Origin of the sequence: Kitasatospora sp. GAS1066B, assembly GCF_041262605.1 — a bacterium.
GTDB lineage: Bacteria > Actinomycetota > Actinomycetes > Streptomycetales > Streptomycetaceae > Kitasatospora.
Map to the genome: position 1 here is coordinate 11,694 of NZ_JBGCCO010000043.1, position 25,390 is coordinate 37,083.

General features: G+C 73.6%; 18 protein-coding genes and 1 pseudogene. 10 read left to right on the plus strand and 9 right to left on the minus strand.

All coding sequences use genetic code 11. The features are described from left to right. Positions 1-59: 59 nt before the first annotated feature. Entirely contained in the window at positions 60-1,316 is a 1,257-nt protein-coding gene (locus ABH937_RS33800) for an APC family permease (RefSeq protein ID WP_280694241.1), read from the minus strand. A 523-nt stretch (positions 1,317-1,839) separates the two neighbouring features. Between ABH937_RS33800 and ABH937_RS33805 the strand changes: the two genes are divergently transcribed. Together ABH937_RS33805 and ABH937_RS33810 are read left to right on the plus strand one after the other, a co-directional pair. Further along, positions 1,840-2,634, plus strand: coding sequence for a polysaccharide deacetylase family protein (locus tag ABH937_RS33805; protein ID WP_280694242.1), 795 nt, complete (start codon positions 1,840-1,842; stop codon positions 2,632-2,634). Between the two features lie 217 nt (positions 2,635-2,851). Further along, positions 2,852-3,175 carry a putative quinol monooxygenase gene (locus ABH937_RS33810; protein ID WP_280694243.1) on the plus strand — a complete coding sequence of 108 codons (324 nt, stop codon included), beginning with the start codon at positions 2,852-2,854 and terminating at the stop codon, positions 3,173-3,175. Between the two features lie 33 nt (positions 3,176-3,208). On the opposite strand, the gene ABH937_RS33815 is transcribed toward ABH937_RS33810, so the two are convergent. The 3 genes from ABH937_RS33815 to ABH937_RS33825 all read right to left on the minus strand — a co-directional run bounded on the left by ABH937_RS33815 (position 3,209) and on the right by ABH937_RS33825 (position 5,721). After that, a complete protein-coding gene (locus ABH937_RS33815; RefSeq protein WP_280694244.1) occupies positions 3,209-3,916 on the minus strand; it encodes a DUF3592 domain-containing protein in 708 nt (235 codons plus the stop codon). A gap of 69 nt (positions 3,917-3,985) precedes the next feature. Then, positions 3,986-5,002 (minus strand): LysR family transcriptional regulator, encoded by a 1,017-nt coding sequence (locus ABH937_RS33820; protein WP_280694245.1) that lies wholly within the window; start codon positions 5,000-5,002, stop codon positions 3,986-3,988. Positions 5,003-5,109: 107 nt separating this feature from the next. Beyond that, a complete protein-coding gene (locus tag ABH937_RS33825; RefSeq protein WP_280694246.1) occupies positions 5,110-5,721 on the minus strand; it encodes a TetR family transcriptional regulator in 612 nt (203 codons plus the stop codon). Between the two features lie 97 nt (positions 5,722-5,818). On the opposite strand from ABH937_RS33825, the gene ABH937_RS33830 reads away from it, so the two are divergent. After that, the gene (locus ABH937_RS33830) at positions 5,819-6,658 is read left to right on the plus strand and encodes an oxidoreductase (RefSeq protein ID WP_280694247.1); all 840 of its coding nucleotides are present in this window, start codon (positions 5,819-5,821) and stop codon (positions 6,656-6,658) included. A 47-nt stretch (positions 6,659-6,705) separates the two neighbouring features. Here ABH937_RS33830 and ABH937_RS33835 read toward each other — a convergent pair whose 3' ends face one another. Next, the gene (locus ABH937_RS33835; RefSeq protein WP_280694248.1) at positions 6,706-7,611 is read right to left on the minus strand and encodes an AraC family transcriptional regulator; all 906 of its coding nucleotides are present in this window, start codon (positions 7,609-7,611) and stop codon (positions 6,706-6,708) included. A 139-nt stretch (positions 7,612-7,750) separates the two neighbouring features. On the opposite strand from ABH937_RS33835, the gene ABH937_RS33840 reads away from it, so the two are divergent. Further along, entirely contained in the window at positions 7,751-8,131 is a 381-nt protein-coding gene (locus tag ABH937_RS33840) for a nuclear transport factor 2 family protein (RefSeq protein WP_280694249.1), read from the plus strand. Positions 8,132-8,164: 33 nt separating this feature from the next. On the opposite strand, the gene ABH937_RS33845 is transcribed toward ABH937_RS33840, so the two are convergent. The 3 genes from ABH937_RS33845 to ABH937_RS33855 all read right to left on the minus strand — a co-directional run bounded on the left by ABH937_RS33845 (position 8,165) and on the right by ABH937_RS33855 (position 11,924). Next, on the minus strand, positions 8,165-9,259 hold the full coding sequence (locus ABH937_RS33845; protein WP_280694288.1) for a M20 family metallopeptidase: 1,095 nt from the start codon (positions 9,257-9,259) through the stop codon (positions 8,165-8,167). Between the two features lie 174 nt (positions 9,260-9,433). Further along, positions 9,434-10,354, minus strand: coding sequence for an alpha/beta fold hydrolase (locus tag ABH937_RS33850; RefSeq protein WP_280694250.1), 921 nt, complete (start codon positions 10,352-10,354; stop codon positions 9,434-9,436). A gap of 205 nt (positions 10,355-10,559) precedes the next feature. Further along, positions 10,560-11,924, minus strand: a complete 1,365-nt coding sequence (locus ABH937_RS33855) for a ricin-type beta-trefoil lectin domain protein (protein ID WP_280694251.1) — start codon at positions 11,922-11,924, stop codon at positions 10,560-10,562. 331 nt (positions 11,925-12,255) lie between these two features. On the opposite strand from ABH937_RS33855, the gene ABH937_RS33860 reads away from it, so the two are divergent. From ABH937_RS33860 to ABH937_RS33880, 5 genes are all read left to right on the plus strand, one after another. Then, the gene (locus ABH937_RS33860; protein WP_370220450.1) at positions 12,256-16,941 is read left to right on the plus strand and encodes a choice-of-anchor D domain-containing protein; all 4,686 of its coding nucleotides are present in this window, start codon (positions 12,256-12,258) and stop codon (positions 16,939-16,941) included. A gap of 263 nt (positions 16,942-17,204) precedes the next feature. Then, on the plus strand, positions 17,205-19,973 hold the full coding sequence (locus tag ABH937_RS33865; RefSeq protein ID WP_370220451.1) for a glycosyltransferase family 2 protein: 2,769 nt from the start codon (positions 17,205-17,207) through the stop codon (positions 19,971-19,973). After that, entirely contained in the window at positions 19,974-21,554 is a 1,581-nt protein-coding gene (locus ABH937_RS33870; RefSeq protein WP_370220452.1) for a glycosyltransferase family 39 protein, read from the plus strand. Between the two features lie 87 nt (positions 21,555-21,641). Then, positions 21,642-22,340, plus strand: a complete 699-nt coding sequence (locus ABH937_RS33875; RefSeq protein ID WP_280694258.1) for an alpha/beta hydrolase — start codon at positions 21,642-21,644, stop codon at positions 22,338-22,340. Between the two features lie 140 nt (positions 22,341-22,480). Further along, positions 22,481-23,476 (plus strand): alpha/beta hydrolase, encoded by a 996-nt coding sequence (locus tag ABH937_RS33880; protein WP_280694259.1) that lies wholly within the window; start codon positions 22,481-22,483, stop codon positions 23,474-23,476. A 21-nt stretch (positions 23,477-23,497) separates the two neighbouring features. Here ABH937_RS33880 and ABH937_RS33885 read toward each other — a convergent pair whose 3' ends face one another. Then, on the minus strand, positions 23,498-24,160 hold the full coding sequence (locus ABH937_RS33885) for a DUF998 domain-containing protein (protein WP_280694260.1): 663 nt from the start codon (positions 24,158-24,160) through the stop codon (positions 23,498-23,500). Between the two features lie 190 nt (positions 24,161-24,350). Between ABH937_RS33885 and ABH937_RS33890 the strand changes: the two are divergent. After that, positions 24,351-25,375: pseudogene (locus tag ABH937_RS33890) on the plus strand (alcohol dehydrogenase catalytic domain-containing protein). Positions 25,376-25,390 lie beyond the last annotated feature (15 nt).

A 25,390-nucleotide genomic window follows, 5' to 3' on the forward strand; every position in this document is an offset into this window, starting at 1 on the left:
CACGCTGTGGCTTGCGGGGGCGGGTGAACAGCACCCGCCCCCGGTCAGGTCAGGTCAGGTCAGGCCGGTTCGGTGCTCCGTGCCACCTTCGGCGCGCCCGGGCCGTACTTCCCGTACGCCAGCGCCCCGGCGCCCACCAGCAGCGGCCAGATCATGTAGCGCCCCGACATCACCAGCAGGACCGCCACCGCCACCAACGCCACCAGCGCCGCGGCCCGCGCCGCGCTCCGCTTCGGCAGCAGCTTCACCGCCGCCCCCACGCCCAGCGCGTACACCATGACGAAGGACCCGGTGGTCAGCAGCACCAGCGGCGCCGGGCCCACGTCGGCTGCTTCCACCGCGCCCAGCGCCAGCAGCGAGAGCACGGCCACCGCCATCAGGCTGCGCCGCGGCACCTCCCCCGCCATGCTGCCGCGCGCCAGCACGGCGGGCAGCTGCCCGTCCCGACCCAGCGCCGCACCGAGCTTGGACGCGCCGGCCCAGTACGCGTTCATCGCCCCCATCGTCAGCAGCAGCGCCGAACCGGCCGCCAGCAGACGGGCGTTGCCGCCCAGGCCGCTGGCCATCAGGTCGCCGAGCGGCGCGGTGGAGTTCGCCGCGCCGGGCCCGAGCACCACGATCACCGCGAAGGCCAGGGCGAGGTAGAGCGCACCGACGATCGCCACGGCCAGCCCGGTCGCCCTGGGCAGATCCCGGGCCGGGGAGCGGAACTCACCGGCCAGGTAGGTGATCGCCTCCCACCCCGCGAAGCTCCACACCAGCAGCGCGGCAGCCGGTCCGATCGCCGACCAGCCGTGTGGCGCGAACGGGTGCAGGTGGGCCAGCCGCGCCTGCGGCAGGGAGGCCGCGATCGCCGCCAGCAGCAGCGTCACCAGTAGGGCCGCGAGGCCGAGTTGGAGCCGTCCGGAGACCTTCAGTCCGACCCAGTTGGCCAGGCCCACCACCGCCATCAGACCGGCCGCCGTCACCACGACCGTGGCCTTCCCACCGCCGAGCGCCGACGAGACGTACGCCCCGCCGAACAGCCCCGCGGCCGCCGAGCCCGGCGGCACCGCGAAGTAGAAGCACCAGCCCGCGACGGCGGCGGCCCGGGGACCGAAGGCCAGCCGGGCGTAGTACGAGACCCCGCCCGCGTCCGGATACCGCGAGCCGAGCGCCGCGAACGCCGCGGCCAGCGGGGCGGAGAGCACCACCAGCGCGGCCCAGGCGAGCAGCGAGGCCGGCCCCGCCACCTTCGCCGCCATCGCGGGCAGGGCGATCACGCCGGTGCCCAGCACCGCGCCGACGTACATCGCGGTGCCCTGGACGAGGGACAACGTGCCGTGGTGCGGCGGGGATTGATCGGATCTACCGGGAATGTCAGCTGCATCGGCCACCGGCACACTATGACAGCTCCGAGTCCAAAACTCCCGAACTCCGGGGCGTCCCCCACCCGTCCCGGCGCTACCACCAGTCTCCGCGAACCGGGTGACCAACTCATGCAGTGGTTGGACCGCCTGATGGGGCGCCAGCGGCGTGTCCGGACCGAGCACCTCGACCTGCCCGAGCAACTGCCCGAGCCGACCGCGCGGGCCCCCGGTCGAGCAGCTGGTCCTCGACGCCGCCACCGCCGAGGACCAGCCGGGCCCAGGTGTGGGCGGGCCGGTAGTGCGCGTTCAGCCGGGTGCACCGGACGCGGCCCAGGTGCCGCGGCGCGGTGCAAGAGGGTCCGCCAGTAGGGGGCCGGCGTCGCGCCGACGCGCCGCCCCATCGCCTCGCCGACCCGCCTCGGCGACCCGCAAGGAGCAGCGTCCGGCGCGGCTCACCCCTGGTCGGGCCGCCGCCGCACAGACTGGTCCGATGCCACAGAGCCACCGTTCGCTGCCCCGCCGCCGCTTCCTCGCCGCGGGCGCCACCGCACTGCTCGGCCTCGGTGCTTCCTCGGGGCGGGCCGCCGCGCGCACCCGGTCGGTCCCGACGCCCGAGACCCAGGTCAACGCCGGTCCCATGGTGATGGCCCTCACCTTCGACGACGGCCCCAGCCCGCAGTACACGCCGCAGGTGCTGGACATCCTGCGTGACCACAGTGTCCATGCGACCTTCTTCGTGTGCGGCGACAACATCCAGTTGTACCCGGACGTCGTGCGCCGGATCGTCGCGGAGGGGCACACCATCGGAAACCACACCTGGTCCCACCCCCATCTCGGCGACCTCTCCGACGACGATGTCCGCGACCAGATCCAGCGGACCCAGGACGCCGTCACCCAGGTCAGCGGGCGGACGCCGGTGCTGTTCCGCGCCCCCTACGGCGAGTTCGCCGATGCCTCGCTGGCTGTCTGCGCCGACCTCGGCCTGCGCCCGATCTCCTGGTCGGTGGACCCGACGGACTGGGCCAACCCCGGGTCCGACGCCATCACCAGCCGGGTCCTCGCCGGGGCCGCCACCGGGGCCATCGTGCTGGAGCACGACGGCACCGAGGGCGGCGACGACGATCCGCCCGCCGGCACCGGCGGCGACCGCTCCCAGACGGTGACCGCCCTGAGCGACTACCTGCCGCAACTGCTCGACGCCGGCTACACGTTCACCACCCCCGACGCCCATCCACCGCTGCAGACCGGGCAGGCGCAGTGCCCTGAGGTACCGACAGGACGCTGACCTCGTTCCGGCAGGTCCCGGGCCGCACCGGGGCGGCGGCCAGGGCCTCTCTTACGGATCTTGTCGGATCAGCGCGCGGCGGTGGGCGCCCGGCTGGGCGTGCCGGCGAAGCGTCCTCGTACTGGGTCGTACTTGGATGATTCGCCGGTGCGTCCAGCCGGGATGCCCGGCGTCGTGCGCCCGGCAAGATCCGTAAGAGAGGCCCTAGACTCACTGAATGATCTTCATTGCCGTCAAGTTCCCGGTCCGGCCCGAGTACACCGACTCCTGGCTGTCCCACGTCGAGGCGTTCACCCTGGCGACCCGCGCCGAGCCCGGCAACCTGTGGTTCGAGTGGTCGCGCAGCGTGGAGGAGCCCGACACCTTCGTGCTCCTCGAGGCGTTCCAGGACGGCGCCGGCGAGGCCCATGTGAACTCGGATCACTTCCGCGCCGCGATGGAGACCCTCCGTCCGCTGGTCCAGCGGGCGCCGCAGATCGTCAGCACCACGATCGAGGGCGCCGACGGCTGGAGCAGGATGGGCGAACTCGGCATCGACTGACGTAGGGCGCCGGGGCGGGCTCGCGGCACGGCGTCAGTCGCACAGGTACTGTGCCGTGACCCACCAGACACCCAGTGCGATCGGGGTGCCTAGCGCGCCCAGGACGATCCCGATCCACAACCCCCAGTAGTCGCCGCCGAGTACGCCCGCCCGCGCCGGGTGCGCGGGATCGATCCGCACGCTCACCTGATGCCCGTCGGGCCACTGGTCGGCCGCACCGTCCCGGGTGCTGTACGCGCGCCCGTCCACCAGCCAGTGGTAAGTGCACGCGGTGCTGGAGTCACTGTCGGACTGGCAGTCGGTGACGGTGGCCGGCACCCGCAACGTGGCGTGCCGGTCGCGGTCCTGCTCGTGGAACAAGCCACTGAGAGCGAACGCGAAGAGGCCCGCGAAGAGGCAGAGCAGCACTGTCGACAGGGCGGTGTTGAACAGGGCGCCGGCCGCAGCGCCGAGTTGCCGGCCCTGGCTCAGGACCACGCGCACCGGGGCGGCCAGCGCCGCGAGCCCCGCGGCGATGCTCGCGCCGACCCAGCCGGCGAACCAGGGGTCCGATCCCCACGGCGCGAAGGCCGTCACGGCCGCGCCGACCAGGACGGCGGCGCAGGCGAGACGCTGGAACGTGCGCATGGCGCGGCCCGCCCGCTCGCGCCAGCGCCGGGCCCGGGGCGCCGTCCCGGTCGGCGCGGCGCGGGGTCGCTGGTCCTCGGGAGTGGGGGGTCGCTGGTCCTCGATGGTGGTCACCCGGTCACGCTGGCAGGCGGCCGCGCGGGACACCAGACAGCGGCGCTCACCCCCGGCGTTCAGCAACACTTACGGCATCGTGGCGGGCGGGCCCGGCTGCTCGGGCGAGGTCTGCTCGCTGGGGTCGACCAGGTGGGCGTTCACGCGCGGCTCGCCGTCGGTCAGGCCCTGGGCCGCCAGCCGCTCGCCCGCCATCAACAGCGCGTTCTGCAGCGCCTCGGCCGCCGCCCGCACCGCCGGCGCCGGCCCCCACGGGCCGGTGCGGCGCAGCAGGCGCACCAGGTAGGCGCCGGGCACCGGCAGCGTGGTGACGGTGCCGGCGCCCGGGGCGATCAGGGCGGCGGCGTTCGCGGGCAGGATCGCTGCGCCCAGGCGGGCGGCGAGCATGGTGTAGACGGCGAAGCGGTAGCGGGCCTGGTGCTCCAACGAGGGCACGATGTCGTGCTGGGCGGCCAGGCGTTGGAAGGCCAGCTGCCGAGGTGAGCCGGCCGGGGCGCTGATCCAGGGGCGGGCGGACAACTGGCCGGCGTCGGTGGGTGTGGGCCAGTCGGCCGGGACGACCAGGCGGTAGGCGTCCTCGAACATGACGCTCGCTTCGACGCCGGCCGGCAGCGGGGTGGGCTCCTGCTTGTCGTCCTCGATGACCAGCACGTCCAGCTCGCCCAGGCGCAACGCGCGCAGCCCCTCCTCCCGGCCACTCTCCACCAGGCGCGGGGTCAGGTCCGGGTGGGAGCCGGCCAGCAGGTGGACGACGCTGGTGGCGAAGAAGGTGATGGCGGGCGGCGGCACGCCGATGGCGACCGGGCCGGTGGCGATGCCGCCGAGTGCGCGCAGGTCGCGGGCGGCGTCCTGGAGCGCCTGGCCGATCCGCTCGCCGTAGCCGGCCAGCAGGCGTCCGGTGGCGGTCAGTTCGGCCCGTCCGCCGGCGCGGTCCACCAGCGGGACGCCGACCTCCCGTTCCAGCCGGCTCAGTTGCTGGGAGACCGCGGAGGGGGTGTGGCCGAGCGCGCGCGAGGCGGCCGCGACGCTGCCGGCCTCGGCGATCTGGCGCAGGATCAGCAGTCTCTTCGGGTCGAGCTCCACCACGCCTTGGCCTTTCGCGTCGCCCGAGGTACGGGACGCCCATCCTGTCCGGGACGCCCATCCTGGCAGAGCCGGCCGCACGCGCGGCAGCCGCGGCGGGCGCCCGTGCCTCAGGGGTTTGCTGTCGCAGGGCCGTCGGCGGTGAGGCGCCGGACCGCTTCGACCACCGCGGTGCGGTGGCGGTGGGCCTGCTCGACTCCGTGCTCGCTGCCGGCCACGGGGCTGGTGGGCATCCAGGCATTGGTGAGGGCGAGGGTGAAGACGAGCAGGTCCTCGGGTGTGAAGGCCGGGGTCAGCAGGCCGTCGGCCTGCGCCCGGGTGATCGCGTCCGCCTTGCGTCGCATGGAGGCGCTCAGCTCCGGCGGCTCGTGACCGGTGCCCGCGCGTTCGAGGCGGTTCCAGGTGGCCAGCCGCAGTTGGTGGGGGTTGGCGAGCAGGAAGTCGAACAGGCGTCCCGCGTAGCCCGGCAGGTCCTCGGGCGTGAACGGTACCTCGTCGAGGACGCGGGTGACGTGTGCGTCCATGACGGCGTCGAACAGCTGCTCCTTGTTGCCGAAGTGCGTGTAGATCAGGGCCTTGTTCGCCTTCGCTGCGGCGCCTATCCGGTCCACCCGGGCACCGGCGATGCCGCGGGCCGCGAACTCCTCCGTCGCGGCCTGCAGCAGGCGGGCCTTGGTGGCCTCGGCATCTCGGATCCGGGTGGCGGGCTGGTGCTGGGGCATGGTCCCAGCATAGGTAAACAACTGTTTATTTGACAGCGATCGCGGGCAGGTGCACTTTGTAAATGAACGTTTAGTTATCAGGAAGTGGAGACACCTCATGACCAAGACCTGGCTCATCACCGGCAGCTCCCGCGGCTTCGGCCGGGCGCTCGCCCACCACGTCCTCGCCAACGGCGACCACGTCGTGGCCACCGCCCGCCGCCCCGAACAGCTCAAGGACCTCGCCGACCGCCACGGCGACCGGGTCCGCACCATCGCCCTCGACGTCACCGACCCGGCTGCCGCACGGGCCGCCGTCCAGGCGGCCGTGGACGCGTTCGGCCGGCTCGACGTCGTCGTCAACAACGCCGGCTACGCCAACACCGCCCCGATCGAGGACATCCCGGAGGAGGACTTCCGGGCCCAGATCGAGACGAACCTGTTCGGCGTCGTCAACGTCACCAAGGCCGCCCTTCCCGTGCTGCGCGAGCAGGGCTCCGGCCACTTCCTCCAGTTCTCCTCCATCGGCGGGCGGGTGGGCGGATCGCCGGGCCTGGGCGCCTACCAGACCGCGAAGTTCGCCGTCGAAGGCTTCTCGGAGGTCCTCAACGCCGAGGTCAAGCCGCTGGGCATCAAGGTCACCATCATCGAGCCCGGCGGCTTCCGCACCGACTGGGGCGGCGCGTCCATGACCGCACTGCCCGTAAGCCCGCACTACGACCAGACCGTCGGCGCGATGAACCGCTACCGCGAGGAGACCGCCGCCACCTGGCCGGGCGACCCCGCCCGCGCCGCCAAGATCATCACCGACATCACCGACCTCGAAGAACCGCCGCTGCGCCTGCTGCTCGGTGCCGGAGCCGTCGAGATGGCCGCCGCCTCCTCCGCGAGCCGCGCCGCCGAAGCCGAACGGTGGGCCGACGTCAGCCGCGCCGCCGACTTCCCCCGGGGCGAATAGCCGGCGTCGCGCGCCCGGCAAGATCCGTAAGAGAGGCTCTGGCCCTCTCACCGTTGAGCGCGGCGGAACTCGCCCGGGGCGCGGCCGGTCTCGCGGGCGAAGAACTTGCCGAAGTTGGTGGCCTCGGTGAAGCCGAGCGCGCGGCCGATCGCGGCCACGGGCAGGTCGGTGTGGGCGAGCAGCCGCTGCGCCTGCAGGGCGACGCGGGCGTCGGCGAGTTGCTTGGCGCTGCGGCCGGTGGCGGCCAGGCACGCGCGGGTCAGGGTTCGCGGGGAGTAGCCGAGCCGCGCGGCGTACTCCTCGACGGAACGGGTGGTGGCGAAGGAACCTTCCAGCTCACGCCGGAAGGCGAGGTACACCTCGGCGCCGGGCGCGGCGGGGCCGGGGCGTCCGGCCGGGTCCGCGAGGCGCGCCAGGCGGATGAGCAGGGCGCCGAGGAGCTGGCGCAGCAGCGCTGCGGTGAGCTCGACGTCGGTGTCGGCGGGCGGTGTCGTGTGAACCGTCCGGTATTCCGCTTCCAGCTCCGTCACGGCGCGATCGAACGTGGCGAACTCGTCCGGCGGGAGAGGCCAGGCGACCGGGCCGAATCCGTCGAGCACCTCGCTTGTGGCGGGCAGCGGCGGCGGGAAGTCGGCGGTGAACAGCAGCAGGACGGCATCGAGGTCCGCGGGGCGGCCGTCCGTGCCGTACGGCAGGCGCTGCACCTGACCGGGCCGCAGGTGCAGCAGCGTGCCGCGGGCGCACGGGTACGTGACGAAATCGACCATCGCGGTGCCCTCGCCGCCGCGCACCAGCATGAGCTGGTGGAAGTCGAGCCGGCTCGGCCGGCGGGCCACCGAGCCCTTCAGGCGCAGCTTCAGCGCATCGAAGGTCAGCACCTCGACGCCGGTGTGCAACCGGTCGGGATTGTCGTAGGCGATGTCGATGACATCGTGCTGTCCACTTTCGACCATCTCGAGTCCCGACTCTACCTCGTCCGGACGGCGGCCGCGGGGGCATCGTGGAATCACGGCCGAACGGCGAGCGGCCACACCGGGCACCGCGCCGACGAGCCGTCACCACCACCCCTTCGTGAAGTAAGGACCCTTCACCATGTCCCCTGTCATCACCGACCCCGCGAAGCTGCCGATCCTGTTCCAGGACGCCCTGAACGCCGGCGACGTCGACGGCGTGCTGGCCCTGTTCGCCCCAGGCGCCGGCATGCGCACGGTGACCGGCGAGCACCTCACCGGCGCCGAGGCGCTGCGTGCGGAGATCGGCGGAACCGTTGCTGCCCACGGCAAGCTGACGAACGTTTCGCGGCACACGCTCGTCGGCGCGGAAACCGCCCTCCTGGTCACCGACTGGACCATGGAGATCGACGGCCCCGACGGCGAACGGATCGCCCCGACCGGCACCACCGCCAACATCGCCCGCCAAGGCGCCGACGGCGGCTGGCACTTCACCCTCCTCAACCCGCTCGGCACCGCCTGAGCGCGCGCACCGGTCGCGGACGCCCGCGTCCCCCTACGGGTTCCGAATCGCGTTCACCAGTCCCGCGACCAGGTTCGCCCGCTCCGCCATCGCCTCGATCACCAGGTACTCGTGGTCGGCGTGCGCACCACCGCCGACCGCGCCCAGGCCGTCGAGTGTCGGCACCCCCAGGGCGGCCGTGAAGTTGCCGTCGCTGCCGCCGCCGACTGCCTTGCCTTCGAGGCCCGGCAGCAACCGCTTCGCGAGCGCGAAGAGTTCAGCCGATGCCGACTCGGGCATCGGGGGTCGGCCGACAGCTCCCTGGACCGCGATCTCCGCCTCGTCGAGGTGCGGGGCCAGCGCCGCGAACGCGGATTCGATGCGTTCCTTCTCGTCGGCCGACTCGACCCGGACGTCGACGAGGATGGTCGCGGCTGCGGGCACGACGTTGTCCAGGGTTCCCGCGGAGGCGACGGTCGGGGTGACGGTGGTGCCGATCTCGGGGCGGCCGAGCGCTGCGATCTCCAGTATCTGGTGAGCCGCTTCGATCAGGGCGTTGACGCCGGCCGCGGGCTCGAGACCGGCGTGCGACGCCCTTCCGGTGATGGAGACTTGGAACGTGCCGCAGCCTTTACGGCCGGTCTTCAGGGCTCCGCCGTCCGCCGCGCCCTCGAACACGAGGACGGCGCCGCAGGCAAGCGCCCGTTCTTCGATCAGAGCGCGAGAGGAGCGGGAGCCGACCTCTTCGTCGGCGGTCACCAGGATCTCGACGCCCGACCGGTCGTCGAGCGTCGCCAGGCCGTGGACGGCCTGCACCAAGCCGCCGAGCATGTCGAAGACCCCGGGGCCGGTGGCGTGCCCGTCCTCGACCTTGAACGGGCGGCGTCGAACGGTACCGAGCGGGAACACCGTGTCGTGGTGACCGAGGATCAGCACTCTGGGGGCGCCGCCGGCCGACCAGTGGACGTGCGGGCCGGCCTCGCTCTCGACGAGGACGGCCTGCCCGCCCAGGCGGCGCTCGATGACGGCGGCGACAGCCTTCGCCGATACCGTCAAGGCGTCGAGATCGCGGGACGGAGACTCGATCTCGACGAGTGTCCTGAGATCCTCGATCATCGCTTCGACGCTCACGCCGATGGTCCTGTGCATCGTCACGCGGCAAGGGTACTTCGTACGCCGCGCCGGATTTCGCCGAGGCCGGGGACGGCCGAGAGATCCCGACCGTCGAGGCGCCCCTGAACGAGCACAACGGCCCGAGCGGCACATGGCGCAGATGACTCCAAGTCATGGATCAAGTCACAGAGGCAGTCGCCAGGACGCAGCTCAGCCGGTGGCGAAGGCCCGCCGGAAGTGCTCGACGCCGGCCGTGACCGCGGCCTCCACCTGAGCCCGGCCGTCGTAGAAGTCGAACCGGGTGCCCTTCAGCCACAGCAGCTCGCCGCCCGACCGCAGCTCGCCGTGGAACCGCCGCACGCCCTCGGGCAGCGGCACGTCCTCGCCCTGCACCACCAGGGTGGGCGCGCCGATCCGCCCCGCGTGCGCGATCGGGTCGAAGGCCAGCAAGTCCGCCCAGGCCAGCACCGCGAAGCGGTTCGACCACTCGGGCACCGCGCCACGAGCGGGATCCAGGTAGTAGTCGAACGGCCCGTACATCGCCGCGGCGGGATCCGTCTCGCTGACCGCCGGGACGTAGCGCACCTGACCGGTCGTCACGTACTCGTCCCGAGCCGCGGCCGCCGCCGCCAGCCGCTCGCGGACCACGTCGGGGCTGCCTTGGACCGCCTCCGCCGGCCCCGCGTCGTGCCACCAGGGCACCACCAGGGCCAGCGCGCCGACCAGCGGATCGCTCGCCGCCGCCACCGCCGCGTAGCCGCCGCCCGCACCCACTCCCAGCAACGCCACCTGCCCCGGGTCCACCAGGCGGTGGCCGCACAGGAAGCGCACCGCCGCCGCCAGATCCGCCACCTTGCGCGCCGGGAGCTCCGCATCCCGGGGCCCTCCGCCGGAGCCGGAGCCCCCGAAACCCGTGAAATCGAACGCCAAGGCGCGCACCCCCCGCTCCGCCAGACACCGCGCGTATAAGCCGGCCGTCTGCTCCTTCACGGTGGTCCACGAACCCGCCACCACCACGCCCGGGCCCCGCACCTCGACCCCGCCGGCCGGTACGGGGTGGTAGAGGTCGCCCACCAACTCCGCACCCGCGCTCGGGAAGGTCACGCGCTCCCGGCGAACAGACCCTGCCATGAACATCTCCTCAGATCGTCAGCACATCAGAATCACCGGCGGCCGCCCGGGGACCTCGCCCCGCACGATCCAACAAGCTTGGTGACTCTCCGTCAATGTTGCTGTCAATCCGAGTCGGCCGGCGTACCGCCGGCTTCCCCAGCCGGTAGCGGTGGTTCGACGGGCGGGCCGCCAGGGGGCTCCCCCCGGCGGCCCGCCCAGCGCCTCAGGAGGGCAGGTGCCACACCTGGTTGGCGCCGCCCGTGCAGTCCCAGATCTGTACCTGGGTGCCCGGCGTGGTGGACCATCCGGTGTCGTCCAGGCACCTGTTGGACTGCGGGTTGTACAACGACCCGTTGGACTGCGGTATCCAGACCTGCGAGCCGGTGTTGTTGCAGTCGTAGAGGTCCACCGCGGTACCGTTCGCGGTACCGCCCCCGTTCACGTCCAGGCACTTGCCCAGCACGTGCAGGGTGCTGCCGGCCTGGACCACCGTCCACTGCTGGGCGGCGCTGCTGTTGCAGGTGTAGACCTGCACCGGGTTGTAGTTGGCGGTGGAGGCCGAGCGGTCGTCCAGGCACAGGCCGCCGTAGCCGGTGATCGCCGAACCGCCACCACCGCTGCCGCCACCGGTGGTGGTGTAGGCCGCGACGTACCCGACGCTCATCGTCGCGCCCGAACTGGTCGAGCCGTTGGGCGTGGTGCAGCCGCAGACGCCGTTGGGGAAGCCGCCCCCGATGGCCAGGTCGAAGATGATCGAGAGGTTGTGGTCGAAGGCCTGCTGCCAGGTGGCCGTACCGACCTGACCCTCCGTCACGCTGAAGTACTGGTTGCCGTCGAGGTACCAGGTGATCGACTCGGCGGCGGTGTTGGTGCGGTCCAGGATCACCGTGTAGGTGTGGTAGCCGCTCTGGCAGCCCGGGCAGGCCTTCAGGCCGCTGCCGATGCCGTTGCCCTCGTTGCAGGGGCCGCCCGGATACGTACCGCAGTGGATGGTGCCGGCGACGTCGGAGAGGGCGTTGACGTCCTCCATGATGTCGACCTCACCGTTCTCGGGCCACTGGCCCGGGCCCAGCATCCAGAACGCCGGCCAGTAGCCCAGCCCGCTGCCCGGGTTGGGCTGCATGATCGACGCCGTGACCTCCAGCTTGCCGCCGGCCGGCGCGCCGACGTTCGCGCTCGGCGTCTGGATCCGGCCCGAGGTCCAGTTGCCGCCGTTGTTCAGGGCGGTGATGTTCAGGTGGCCGTTGCCGTCGAGCGAGACGTTGGCGGTCGAGTTGGTCATGGTCTCGATCTCACCGGTGCCGAAGTTCGAGCCCGGGCCGGTGTCGTAGATCCAGTTGGCCCCGGACGGTGGCGATCCGGCCGAGCCCGAGAAGTCGTCGCTGAACACCGTCGTCCATCCCGCGGGCGGCCCGGGGACGGTCGTGGCGGTGGCGGCCGGCGCGTGGGTCATCAGCGCGAGGAGCAGGGCCAGGATCGCCGGCAGCGCGAACCGGCGACCGGATCGGGCCGATCGGCCGGGTCGGGCGAGTCGGGTGAAGAAGTGAACGCGCCGGGCGGAGTGCCGGCGCGGAAGGTCACGGGTCATCTGCGGCTCCCGACAGAAGGGGGGCGCGGGCCCGGCGGACGAGGTGGGAGCCGGTCCCGCGGTGCGGAGCTACTGGAATCATCCCATCGCGTGCTGAGCTGACGTTCATTCAACTCCTGTACTTGTCAAAGCGTCAAGATGTCGGAGAGGCGTTCCACCACGTCACTTCATGAACGCGGCTTTCCTGGGCGAACCGGTTGTGACGATCGCGTGCGGACAGAATCCGCATAACCGCCATGACTACCCGACCAGACCGATAATCTGACCGTTCGTGAGGTGGTAACCCGCCACCTCACCTGTGTTCATGGTGTGTTGCAGGGGGTGGGGGCTGGTGGGGACCGTTCTGCGTGCCCGAAGGGGCCTGGCGTCGCGTCGACTGGCGGTGCTGCTGGTCGTCGCGCTGGCGGTGGCGTTGCTCGGGTTGACGGGTGGCCGCGCCGGCGCCGATGTCACGACGGCGTCGACGGACTCGCTGCGCACCGGCTGGGATCCCAACGAGCCCGGGCTGGGTCCGAGTTCGGTGCAGTCCTCGGACTTCGGGCAGCTCTTCGCCACCCAGCTGGACGGGCAGGTCTACGCCCAACCGCTCTCCGTCCACGGGACGGTCATCGCGAACACCGAGACGGACAAGGTGTACGGGCTCGACCCGGTGAACGGCACCGTCAAGTGGAGCCGCGATCTCGGCCCGACCTGGCCCTCCTCGGCGATCAACTGCGGTGACCTGGCGCCGAACGTCGGCTCCACCTCGACGCCGGTCTACGACCCGGCGACCAACGCCGTCTACCTCACCACCAAGGTGAACGACGGCCCGGACGTGCAGCACCCGCACTGGTACCTGCACGCGCTCGACCCGACCACGGGAGCCGAACGGCCCGGCTGGCCGGTCACCATCGCCGGTGCGCCGAGCAACGACCCGAGCGGGGCGTTCGACCCGTACCGCCAGATGCAGCGTCCGGGCCTGCTGCTGCTCGGTGGCGTGGTGTACGCGGCGTTCGGCTCGCACTGCGACTTCGGCCCGTACCGGGGCTACGTGGTGGGGGTGAGCACCGGCAAGGCGGCGGTCTCCTCGATGTGGGCCAGCGAGGTCGGCTCGAGCAACGACGGCGGCGGCATCTGGCTGTCCGGCGGCGGGCTGGTCTCGGACGGGCCGGGGCGGATCTTCCTGGCCACCGGGAACGGCATCAACCCGCCGCCGGGGCCCGGCCTGACCCCGCCCGGCGGCACCCCGCCGGGCACGCTCTCCGAGTCGGTGGTCCGGCTCCAGGTGAACAGCGACCAGAGCCTGTCCACCGCCGACTTCTTCAGCCCGGCGAACGCGCCGACCCTCGACCAGAACGACACCGACATGGCGTCCGGCGGGCCGATGGCACTGCCGGACAGCTTCGGCACGCCCGCGCACCCGCACCTGCTGGTCCAGCAGGGCAAGGACGGGCGGGTCTTCCTGCTCGACCGCGACAACCTCGGGGGCCGCTCGCAGGGCCCGGGCGGCACCGACGCGGTGGTCGGTGTCACCGGCCCGTACCAGGGGCAGTGGGGGCACCCGGCGGTCTGGGGCGGCGACGGCGGCTACGTGTACCTGGTCGGCAACGGCGGGCCGCTGCGCGCGCTCAAGGCCGGGGTGACCGGCGCCGGCACGCCCGCGCTGTCGCTCACCGGGACCAGCAAGGACACCTTCCCGTACACCAGCGGCTCGCCGGTGGTGACTTCGGACGGCACCACCTCGGGCAGCGCGCTCGTCTGGGCGGTCTGGTCGAGCGGGCCCAGCGGCGACAACGCGACGCTGCGCGCCTACAACCCGGTCCCGGACGCCAACGGCACCCTGCAGCTGGTCTGGTCGGCGCCGATCGGCACGGCGGTCAAGTTCACCACCCCGGCCACCGACGGCAACCGGATCTACGTCGGCACCCGGGACGGCCGGCTGCTCGCCTTCGGCCGTCCGGCGCAGACCTCGCTCAACGGGCAGCCGGTCGACTTCGGCAACACCGCCGTGGGCGGCACCGCGAGCGGCACCGCCACCCTGACGGCGAGCAGCGCCGTGACGGTGACCGGGATCACCGCCGGGTCGCCGTTCGGCGTCACCGCGCCGACCACGCTGCCGCTCGCCCTGACGGCAGGTCAGCAGCTCGCGCTGCCGGTCTCCTTCGCGCCCACCGCCGCCGGCGCGCTGAGCGGCCAGCTGACCGTCACCACCACCGCCGGCAGCTTCCTGCTCAGCCTGCACGGCGTCGGCACCAAGCCGGGGCTGGCCGCCTTCCCCGGCGCGGCGGCCTTCACCGACCAGCCCAGCGGGACCAACGCCACCGTCAACGTCCAGGTGACCAACACCGGCACGGCCGCCGAGACGATCGGCGCCGCCACGCTGCCGGCCGCGCCGTTCACCGTCACCGGCGTGCCCGCGGCCGGGACGGCGGTGGCGCCCGGCAGTTCGTTCGTCGCCTCGGTGACGTACGCACCCACCGCCGCCGGCACCGACACGGGCGCGCTGACGGTCACCAGCACCTCGGGCACCCTGACCGTCCCGATCAGCGGCACCGCCACCGCCGGGCAGGGGCACCTGACCTTCAGCCCGCCCTCGCTCTCCTTCGGCAACGTCGCGGTGGGCGGCTCCGCGACCGCGAGCTTCGACATCACCAACACCGGGAACGTGCCGGTGACCGTCACCAAGGCGAAGGCGCCGAACTCCGACTTCACCAGCGCCACCCCGCTCGCCGAGGGCCTGGTGATCGGTCCCGACCAGGTGGTCCACCAGTCGGTGACCTTCACCCCGAACGTGCCGGGCGTCCAGAACGCGGCCTACGAGGTGACCGGGGACGCCGGGCAGGGCGCCATGCTGGAGCAGCTGACCGGCACCGGCACCGGCACGCTCCCGGCGCCGGCCGCCGGCCGGTGGAGCGCCAACGGCACCGCCACGCTGCCCGGCGGCGGCGCCATCCAGCTGAACGGGCCGACCAACCAGTCGGCGGGCTCCGCGTTCTTCGTCGACCCGCTGCCCACCGACGGCCTCAAGGCGGGCTTCACCGCGCAGCTCGGCCCCGGCACCGGCGGTGACGGCCTGACCTTCAGCCTGCTCGACGCGAGCAAGGCGAGCTCGGCCGGACTCGGCGTGACCGGCGGCGGCCTGGGCTTCTCCGGGTTGCCCGGCGTCTCGGTCGACCTGGTCACCTCCTGGAACGGGCAGGCCGGCTCGGGCAACTTCGTCGGGATCGCCGTCGGCCCCAACAGCGGCGCCGACAACCTCCACTACCTCGCCACCGCCCCGCTGCCCGCCTCGCTGCGCACCGGCACCCACCAGGTGGCCGTCGCGGTCACCGGCGGGCATCTGACGGTCAGCGTGGACGGCACCGCCTACCTGGACAGCACCCCGGCGCTGCCCGCCACCGCGTACGCCGGCTTCACCAGCGGCACCGGTGCGAGCGCGGACGCGCACGCGATCAGCAACGTCACCATCAGCACCGGCACCGCACCGGCCGGCCCCGCGCTCAAGGCGGCGGCCGGGTCGCTGGACTTCGGGACCGTGCCCACCGGGAACACCGCCGACCTGACGCTCCAGCTCACCAACAGCGGCAGCGCGCCGGCCGCCGTCACGGCCGTCACCGCGCCCGGCGTGCCGTTCAGCGCCACCCTGCCGGCCACCGGGACCAGCGTGCCGGCCGGCGCCAGCATCCAGATCCCGGTCGGCTTCGCTCCGGCGGCGCCCGGCACGCAGACCGGCTCGCTCGCCGTGACCACCAGCGGCGGGACCACCACCGTGCCGCTGACCGGCACCGGCGGCGCGGTGGCGCCGGCCGGCCAGGTGCTGCCGGCGACCACCGACGCCGCCTGGGTGCGCAACGGCTCGGCCGCGCTGAGCGGCACCGATCTGCTGCTCACCAGGGCGGGCGGCGGCTACGGCGCCGGCTCCTCGTTCTACCCCGTCGCCGTGCCCTCCGCCGGGCTGCACGCCGGCTTCACCGCCGAACTCGACGGTGGCAGCGGCGCGGACGGGCTGACCTTCGCGCTGCTCGACCCGGTGGCCGGCTCGGCGAGCGCGCTGGGCAGCGCGGGCGGCGGGCTCGGCTTCGCCGGGCTGCCCGGCGTCTCGGTCGACCTGGTCACCTCCTGGAGCGGCCAGGCGAACTCGGGCAACTTCGTCGGGATCGCGGGCTCGACGGCCGGCGCCACCGGCGACCTGGGCTACACGGCGACCGACACCGCCGTGCCCTCGCTGCGCGCCACCCCGCACGCGGTCACGGTCGACTACACGCAGGCCGGCCACCTGGTGGTCCAGCTGGACGGCGCCCAAGTGCTGGACACCGCCGTCCAGTTGCCGCCCAACGTGCTGGTCGGCTTCACCGCGGCCAACGGCGGCAGCGACGACAACCACCTCGTCAGAGCCGTCTCGATCACCGCCGGCCAGCCGCTCACCCACACCCTGCCGGCCTTCACCGACCCGAGCTGGCAGGCCAACGGCACGGCGACCACGGCCGGCACGGTGGCCACGCTCACCGCGGACGGGCAGAAGTTCGCGGCCGGCTCGGTGGTCGACAGCACTCCGGTGCCCTCGGCCGGGCTGCACGCCACCTTCACCGAGCAGCTCGGCGGCGCCGGCAGCACCGGCGCGGACGGGCTGACCCTGGCGCTGCTCGACCCGGCCGGGGCCGGTGCCAACTCGCTCGGGGCGACGGGCGGTTCGCTGGGCGTCGGCGGGCTGCCCGCGACCTACGTCGGCTTCCAGACCTATCCCGGCGGCGGCGTGGACTCCTACAACTTCGCCTCGATCGGCAGCACCGCTGCGGCCTCCACGGCGCTGACGACGCTGCGGTCCACCACCGCGATCGGCGCGCTGCGCGGCGCGAGCCACACCGTGGACGTGCGGGTCACCCCCGCCGGGCACCTGGTGGTCTCGCTCGACGGCGCCCAGATCATGGACGCCGCCGTCACGTTGCCGCCCATGGTGCTGGTCGCCTTCACGGGCGGCGCGGGCGGGTTGTGCGACAACCACGTGGTGAGCAGCCCGACGGTGAGCTATCAGGCCTGAGCGTTAATTCGATGTGACATTCAGATTTACATGCACATGACGCCCCATCAGGTAGCACCATGGTGCACGGGGGCAACGGAACGTCACGAGGGCCCTGGGGGGCTTTCGAAGGGGGCAGCTGTGCGGACAGCACCAGCAGGGCGGCCACGCGCCGCGCGGGCGCAGGCCGGATCAGGTCGGACCGTCAGGGCGCACCGGTGCGCCGTTCAGGAGGAGCGCTCGGCGGCGCCCGGGCGCCGCCGTGGGAGCGAGGGACGCGCGCGGTGACCTCGATCCTGGACACACCGCCCGCGCGCAGCGCGAGCGAACTCGGCTCGTACGAGACCACCCACCCGCCCACCGCCTACCGCGAGCCGGGTCGGCTGGCGCTCTGGGGCGGGCGCGTCGCACTGGCCGGCGGCGGTGCGGGCATCGCGTGGTACCAGCCGGGGCCGCTGCTGCCGCTGGCCACCCTGTTGCTCGGCGTCTGCCTGGCCTGGGTCGGCGGCTGGCACGGCCGCAACCTGCGGCTGATAGCGCTTGCGCTGGCCGTCTACGTGAGCGCTGTCGACTACCTCTCCTGGCGGCTGTCGGTCCTCTCCTGGTCCGGCTGGTGGATCGGCCTGCCACTGTTCCTCGCCGAACTGCACGCCGCCGTCCACACCGTGGGCCTGCACGTCACCATCTGGCCGCGCCGCCCCGAACCGGCCCGGCTGGACCAACTCCCCTGCCGCCAGCCGATCTTCGTCTTCGTGCCGACGGTGGACGAAGGCACCGAGATCGTCGGCGAGACGCTGGCCGGCATCCTGGCCGCCCGCGACCGCTATCTCGCCGAACACCCGCACGCCACCATCACGGTGGTGGTCTGCAACGACGGCGGCGTGGCCGGCGCCGCCTGCAGCGAGGCGGTCATCGCGCTCTGCGAGCGGCTCGGCGTGGTCTGCGTGACCCGCACCACGGGCGGCGGCGCCAAGGCCGGCAACATCGAGCACGCCCGCCAACTGCTGGGCGCCACCGGGGATGCGCTGCTGGTGGTCTTCGATGCCGACCAGATCCCGCGCGAGGAGTTCTTCCTGCGCACGCTGGCCCCGCTGGCGGACGCCCGGGTCGGCTGGGTGCAGTCGGGCCAGTTCTACGGCAACCGGGAGAATCCGGTGGCCCGTTGGGCCGACGACCAGCAGTCCCTCTTCTACCGGCTGCTCTGCCCCGGCAAGGCCCTGCACGACTCGGCGTTCATCTGCGGCACCAACGTGGTGCTGCGGGCCGCCGCCCTGGACGAGATCGGCGGCCTGCCGACCGACTCGGTCACCGAGGACTTCGCCGCCTCGATCCGGCTGGCGCCGCGCTGGCGCAGCGTCTACCTGCCCGAGGTGCTCGCCGTGGGCCTGGGCCCGGTGGACCTCGACTCCTACCTCAAGCAGCAGGAGCGCTGGGCCCGCGGCACGCTGTCGGTGCTGCGCGGCCACTGGCGCGACCTGCTGCTGCCCCGGCGCGGCGGCCTGCGCGCCCAGCAGCGCCTGCAGTACGGCCTGGCGGTCACCCACTACCTGTCGGGGGTGCGGGACCTGGTCTTCCTGCTCGCCCCCGTGCTCTACCTGCTCACCGGGGCGACCGGGGTGCGCGGCGCGACCCTCGGCGCGTTCCTCGCGCACTTCGCGCCGTACTACCTGCTGGCCACCGTGGCGTTCGCGCACGCCGCCTGGCGGACCACCAGTTGGCGCAGCATCGTGGTCGGGTTCGGCTCGTTCCCGGCGCTGCTCCGGGCCGCCTGGATGACGCTGACCGGCAACCGCGGGCGGTTCACCATCACGCCCAAGCGGCGCACCGCCGGCTCGGCCTGGCGCACCGCCCGCTGGCACCTGCTGTCGCTGGCGGCCTGCGGCCTCGCGCTGGTGCTGGCCGTCACGCTGCACCGCCAACCGGCCTACTACCTGGCCGCGTTCTGGCTGGCGTACCTGTGCGTGCTGATCGTGGCGCACCTGTCGCTGGTCCGCCAGGACGTGCGGGCCGCCGCCCGCCCGGCCGCCGCGCTGCCGGCGGTGCGGGTGGTGCGCGGCGAGGGGCCGTCCTCGCGCGGCCGCACGCCTCGCCTGCCGTCCCGGGCCCGGCGGTTGCTGCCCGGCGGCCTGCTGGCCGGCGTGCTCGCCGTGGTCGCGGCAGCCACTCTGGTGCCCACGGCGGGCGGCTCCGGCGCCCCGGCCTGGCTCCCGCCGACCGCCGTTCCCGGGCATCCCCGGGTCGGTATCGGCTCGGTGACCGATCGTCAGGCCATCACCGTGTCAGGGATGTTGGGAGTCGGCCTGGGCCTGCGCGGGCGGACCGACGAGATCGACGCGCAGTTCGACAGCGGATGGGCCGGCTCGGTCAGCTCCGCCGGCGGCGTGCCCTGGCTGACGCTGGTGCTCTCACGCCACGGGCAGCCGGACCTCGACTCCTCGCTGACCGCCGTGGCCAACGGCGTCGACGACGTGGCGCTGCGGCGCTGGGCCCGGGGGATCGCCGAGTACGGCAAGCCCGTCTACCTCACCGTGCTGCCGGAGGCGGACCGCAACTACGCCGCCAGCTCGGCGGTCGCCCGCGGCGGCATCCCGCAGGACGTGCGGCCCGCCTGGAGCCGGATCCAGCGGATCTTCCACGACGCGGGGGCGCGCAACGTCGGCTGGGTCTGGGGCCCGGCCGACCCGGCCCACGACGAGCCCTACACCCCGCCGGCGCCGGCCGTCGACGCGGTCGCGGTGACCCTCTTCGAGTACCCGGGGACGGCCTGGGCCGACCCGGCGGCCGCGCTGGCCGGCGCCGCCGCGGCGCACCCGGGCAAGCCGCTGCTGGTCGACGTCAGCGTGGCGGGCCCGCCCGAGCAGCGGGCCGCCTGGCTGGACGGGCTCGGCGCCGCCGTGGCCACCCGCCGGGACGTGGCCGGCGTGGTCTACCAGGAGACCGGTCCCGAACTCGACCCCACCTCACAGCTCGCCCGGCGCTGGTCGCTGAGCGCGGACCCGCTGACCACCGAAGCCGCCGGCCGGCTGCTGCGCACCATCGCCGGAGGATCCTGAGTGACCGTCACCATCCCTGCCCAGGCCCACCGTTCGGGGCCTGTGGGCGGACTCCGCAGCGCGCTCGCCCGCCCCTGGACCGGTCCCGGCTGGGCTCCCGTGCGCACCCGCATCCCGCTCTTCGGCCTGCTGATGCTGCAGGCCGCACTCAGCCTGCGCCTGGGCAACAGCGCCTTCCAGGACGAGTCGCTCTACCTCTACGCCGGCCATCGGGAGATCGCCCAACTCCTGCACCACACCCCGACCTTCGACAACTACTCGGCCTACTTCTCCGGCGCCCCGTTCCTCTATCCGGTGCTGGGCGCGCTCGCCGACCAGCTGGGCGGGCTCGCCGCGGCCCGGGCCGTCAGCCTGCTCTTCATGCTGGCCACCACCGGCCTGCTGCACGCGCTGACCCGGCGGCTGTTCGGCCGGCAGGCCGCGCTGCTGGCCGCCGCCGTCTTCGCGGTGACCGGCCCGACCCTCTTCCTGGGGCACCTGGCCACCTACGACGCGATGGCGCTCTTCCTGCTCGCGCTGGCCTCCTGGACGGCGGTGCGCACGGCGAGCCTGCCCGCGCTCAGCGCCGCCCTGGTCGCCCCGCCGCTGGTGCTGGCCGCGTTCACCAAGTACGCCGCGCTGCTCTACCTGCCCACCGTGATCGCGCTGGCCGTGCTGGCCGCCGTCCCCGACCGCGGCCGCCGGCACGGCCTGCTGCGCGGCGCGATCGTGGTCGCCGCCGCGGCGGGCTGCGGGTACGGCCTGATCGGCCTGGCCGGCCGGGCGTTCGTGGCCGGGGTACGGAGCACCACCACCGCACGGCAGGCCGGCACCGATCCCACCGGCCTGCTGGTGCGCTTCTCGGTCGAGTACGGCGGCGCGGTGTTCCTGCCGGCCATCGTCGGCACCGTGCTGCTGGCCCGGCACCGCACCCGGACCGGCGCGCACGGCGGCGGCCGCCCGGGCCGGCTCGCGCTGGGCCTGCTGCTCACCGGCACCGCCCTGCTCGCCCCGGCCTACCAGATCCACCTGCACACCCTCACCTCGCTGCACAAGCACGTCGGGTACGGGCTCTTCTTCGCCGCGCCGATGGCCGGCTACGCGCTCTCCCGGCTGCTCGGCTCCCGGCTGCGCGACCCGCGCCGGCTGGGCCTGGCGCTGGCCGCCTGCCTGGCGGTGGCGGGCCTCGGCATCCAGCAGTCGGCGGACCTGTTCCGGCAGTGGCCCGACGCGAGTGGACTGGTCCAGGTGCTGCGCGCCCAGGTCCGGCCGACCACCGGGCGCTACCTGGCCGAGGAGTCCGAGGTGCCCCGGTACTACCTGCGCGACCTGGTCCAGCCGTACCAGTGGTCGGGCACCTACTTCTTCGAGTACACCGACCAGCAGGGGCGGCACTACAGCGGTGCGCCCGCCTACCGGGCCGCGATCGCCGACCGCTACTTCGACCTGATCGTGCTCCGGTACGGACCGACCGCCGCCCTCGACCGGCAGATCGACGGGGATCTGACGGCCGGGCGCGGGTACCAGCTGATCGCCACGGTCCCGGCGGAGAGCGGGTACGGCACGGGGACGTGGTTCGTCTGGCGCGCTGTGGCGGAGTGAGACGGGGCGAGGCGGGGCGCGGCGGCGTGGCCGGCACTCGATGTCGGTGCGGCCGAGTACGGTGGCAGGCGCTGAAGGAGGTTGACCATGGCCATCCACGTCCTCGTCCCGGGTGCCGACGGCCGCGCCTGGTACTGGCACCGCCTCGTGCCCGAACTGCGCGCCAGGGGCCACGAGACGGTCACCATGGACCTGCCCGACGAGGACTCGGCCGGCCTGGCCGAGTTCGCCGACGCGATCTGCGAGGCCGTCCAGGTCACGGTCGGCGAACGCGCCGGGCAGCAGCGGCTCGTCGTGGTCGCCCAGTCGCTCGGCGGCTTCTCCGCGCCGCTGGTCTGCGGGCGGCTGCCCGTCGACGAGCTGGTGCTGGTGAACGCCATGGTGCCGGTGAGCGGTGAGAGCGCCGGGCAGTGGTGGGAGAACACCGGCCAGCCGCAGGCCAGAGCCGCGTACGCCGCCGCCTCGGGCCGGGATCCTGACGCACCGTTCGACGTGCGCGCCGACTTCTTCCACGACGTCCCGCGCGAGCTGACGGAGCAGGCGTTCGCGGCGCAGCCGCCCCCGCCGCCCCCCTCGGCGCTCTTCGCCGAGCCCTGGCCGCTGCCCCGGTGGCCCGAGGTCCCGACCCGGTTCCTCCAGGGCCGCGAGGACCGTTTCTTCCCGCTGGAGTTCCAGCGCCGGGTGGTGCGCGAGCGGCTGGGACTGGACCTCGAGGAGCTGCCCGGCGGACACCTGGTCGCGCTCAGCCGTCCACGGGAGCTCGCTGAGCTGCTGCTGTCGACGTAGGGGTCAGGCCGGTTTGCCGAAACGGCAACAAAGCTCCGTCGCCCCGGACCGTCCCCGGCATGATCGACAGCGAGCCGCCGAACGCGGCCCGGCCGGTGCCCTCCCAGGCACGCGGCAGGTCGAGAACCCAGGAGGACCGCATGTCACAGCAGGCCACAGGCTCGCAGCAGGCCACCGCCGCCACCCATCGGCTGGTCGCCTCGCCCGCCGGGCGGATCCACCTGGTGGAGCAGGGCACCGGGCCGCTGGTCCTGCTCGTGCACGGGTTCCCGGAGTCCTGGTACTCCTGGCGGCGGCAGCTTCCTGCGCTGGCCGCCGCCGGGTACCGCGCGGTCGCCATCGATGTCCGCGGCTACGGGCGCTCCAGCAAGCCGACCGACCCGGCCGCCTACCGGATGCTCGACCTGGTCGAGGACAACGCCGCGGTGGTGCACGCCCTGGGTGAGCGGTCCGCGGTGATCATCGGCCACGACTGGGGCGCCACCATCGCCGCCCACTGCGCCCTGCTCAGGCCGGACGTCTTCCACGCGGTGGGGCTGCTCAGCGTCCCCTACGCCCCGCCGGGCGGACCGAAGCCCAGCGAGGTCTTCGCGCAGATGGGCGGCGACGAGGAGTTCTACGTCTCCTATTTCCAGCAGCCGGGCCGCGCCGAGGCCGAGATCGAACCCGATGTGCGCGGTTGGCTCGCGGGCTTCTACGCCGCCCTGTCCGCCGACACCATGCCCGGACCGGACGCCCCCTCCCCGCACTTCGTCCGCCGGGGCCGGACCCTGCGCGACCGGTTCCCCACCGGCCGACTGCCCAGCTGGCTCACCGAGCACGATCTCGACGTCTACGCCGGGGAGTTCGAGCGCACCGGCATGACCGGCGCCCTGGCCCGCTACCGGAGCATGGACCGGGACTGGGCAGACCTCGCCGACTTCGCCGGCGCCCCCGTCCCCCAGCCCGCTCTCTTCGTCGGCGGCGGCCTGGACGCCTCCACCACCTGGCTGGCCGACGCGATCTCGGCCTTCCCCACCACCCTGCCAGGCCTGCGCGCCGCCCACCTCCTCGAGGGCTGCGGCCACTGGATCCAGCAGGAACGCCCCGCCGAGCTCAACCGGCTGCTGACCGAGTGGCTCGCGTCCCTGGCCTGATGCCCGGGCCCACCGCCACGCTCACCGCCGCCCCGGTCGCCGGGGGTCGAGCGACTCCTTCCCCCCGCCTGAGCGCATCCCGACCGCCCCGGCGGGGGCCCCGTAGGCGCAGGAGACCACCACGATGAACGGCCAGCACGACTGAGTGGTGGTCAACACCCGTTCCACCGCCCCGGCGGGGCCGTGACCGCGCAGCGCGATCAGGAACCAGGCCGCTCCGGCCAGCATCGACCCGGACACCAGCAGGGCCGGCACGGGCCTGAGAGCCCATGGGCGGATGCCGCCCGGCTGGGAGCGGAGGCCTACGGCCAGCCAGGGCCAGACCGAGAGCAGCGCGAAGCCCAGCCCCACCACCACCCCGTGCCGCAGCGACCCGCCGCTCAGCGGTGGCGGGAAGAGCGCCACCAGGATCGAGCAGACTCCCCCGCCGGCCAGCGCGATGCGGCCGAGGAGCGCGGCGGGGCGCAGCCCGAGCGCCGTGACCAGGTGGCAGACCCCGAGCGCCGCGAGCCCGCCCACGATCAGCCAGCGGTACGGGGCTCCGTCCGCCTCCAGCGAGCTGATGGTCTGGGCGGCCGGGTCGTACCCGGGTCCGCGCAGCAGGCCCGCCAACACCCAGCCGCCGATCAGGACCGCGGGCGCGCAGACGGAGGACAGCACAGCCCACCACGGAATGACTCGCACCCGCCCACCGTAGATCGCGATCGCCGGTCGGCCACTCGCACACGCTGGCGGTACGCGTCTCCTGCGCGGCGGCGGCACCCGGCCGGTGGCAGGCGGACGCCGGGCGGACCAGAGTTGGTGGTGGGGGCGGTCAGCACCGCCCCCACCGCCAGTCCACCTCCGCTCCCCGCGTCACGGAAGGACCTCCGTCATGACCTCCACCACCACCCGCGCCATGCAGGTAGCCGAGCCCGGCACCGGTTTTACCCTGGTCCAGGTCGACACGCCGCCGCCGGGCCCGGGCCAGGTCCGGGTCGACGTCGAGGCGTGCGGCATCTGCCACTCCGACGCGATGATCACCGGCGGCTACCTCCCCGGCACCACGTTCCCGGTGACCACCGGCCATGAGATCGCCGGGCGGATCGAGTCGATCGGCGCGGGGGTCACGGGCTGGGCGGTCGGCGACCGGGTCGCGGTCGGCTGGTACGGCGGCAGCTGCGGGCACTGCGACGCCTGCCGTGAGGGAGACGGGATCAACTGCCCCGAGGTGCGGATTCCCGGGGTCGCGTACCCCGGCGGGTACGCCGACCAGGTGCTGGTCCCGGCCATCGCGCTGGCCCGGATCCCCGACGGGCTGACCGCTGTCGAGGCGGCGCCGCTGGCCTGCGCCGGTGTCACGACGTACAACGCGCTGCGCCGCAGTTCGGCCCGCGCCGGGGACGTCGTGGCGATCCTCGGCCTGGGCGGGCTGGGGCATCTCGGTGTGCAGTTCGCGGCCCGGATGGGGTTCGTGACGGTGGCCATCGCGCGCGGCGCGGACAAGGCGCCGCTCGCCCACCAGCTGGGCGCCGCCCACTACATCGACAGCACCGCTGAGGATGTCGCGAAGGCGCTGCAGCGGCTCGGTGGTGCGAAGGTCGTCCTCGCCACGGTCACCAACAGCGCCGCGATGGCCGCCACCGTCGACGGGCTGGCCCGGCGCGGCGAGCTGATCATCGCGGGCGCCACCACCGACCCGCTGCCGATCAGCGGCCTGCAGCTGATCGGGGGAAGCCGGAGGATCCAGGGCCACGCCTCCGGCATCGCCACGGACACCGAGGCGACGCTGCGCTTCGCCGCCCAGACCGGCATCCGCCCGTGGACCGAGGAGGCACCGCTGGAAGAGGCGGCGGCGGCGTTCGAGAAGATGCTGTCCGGCGCGGCCGCTTCCGGATGGTCCTCACCACCGGCAGGTGAATCGGCGCCCGGCCT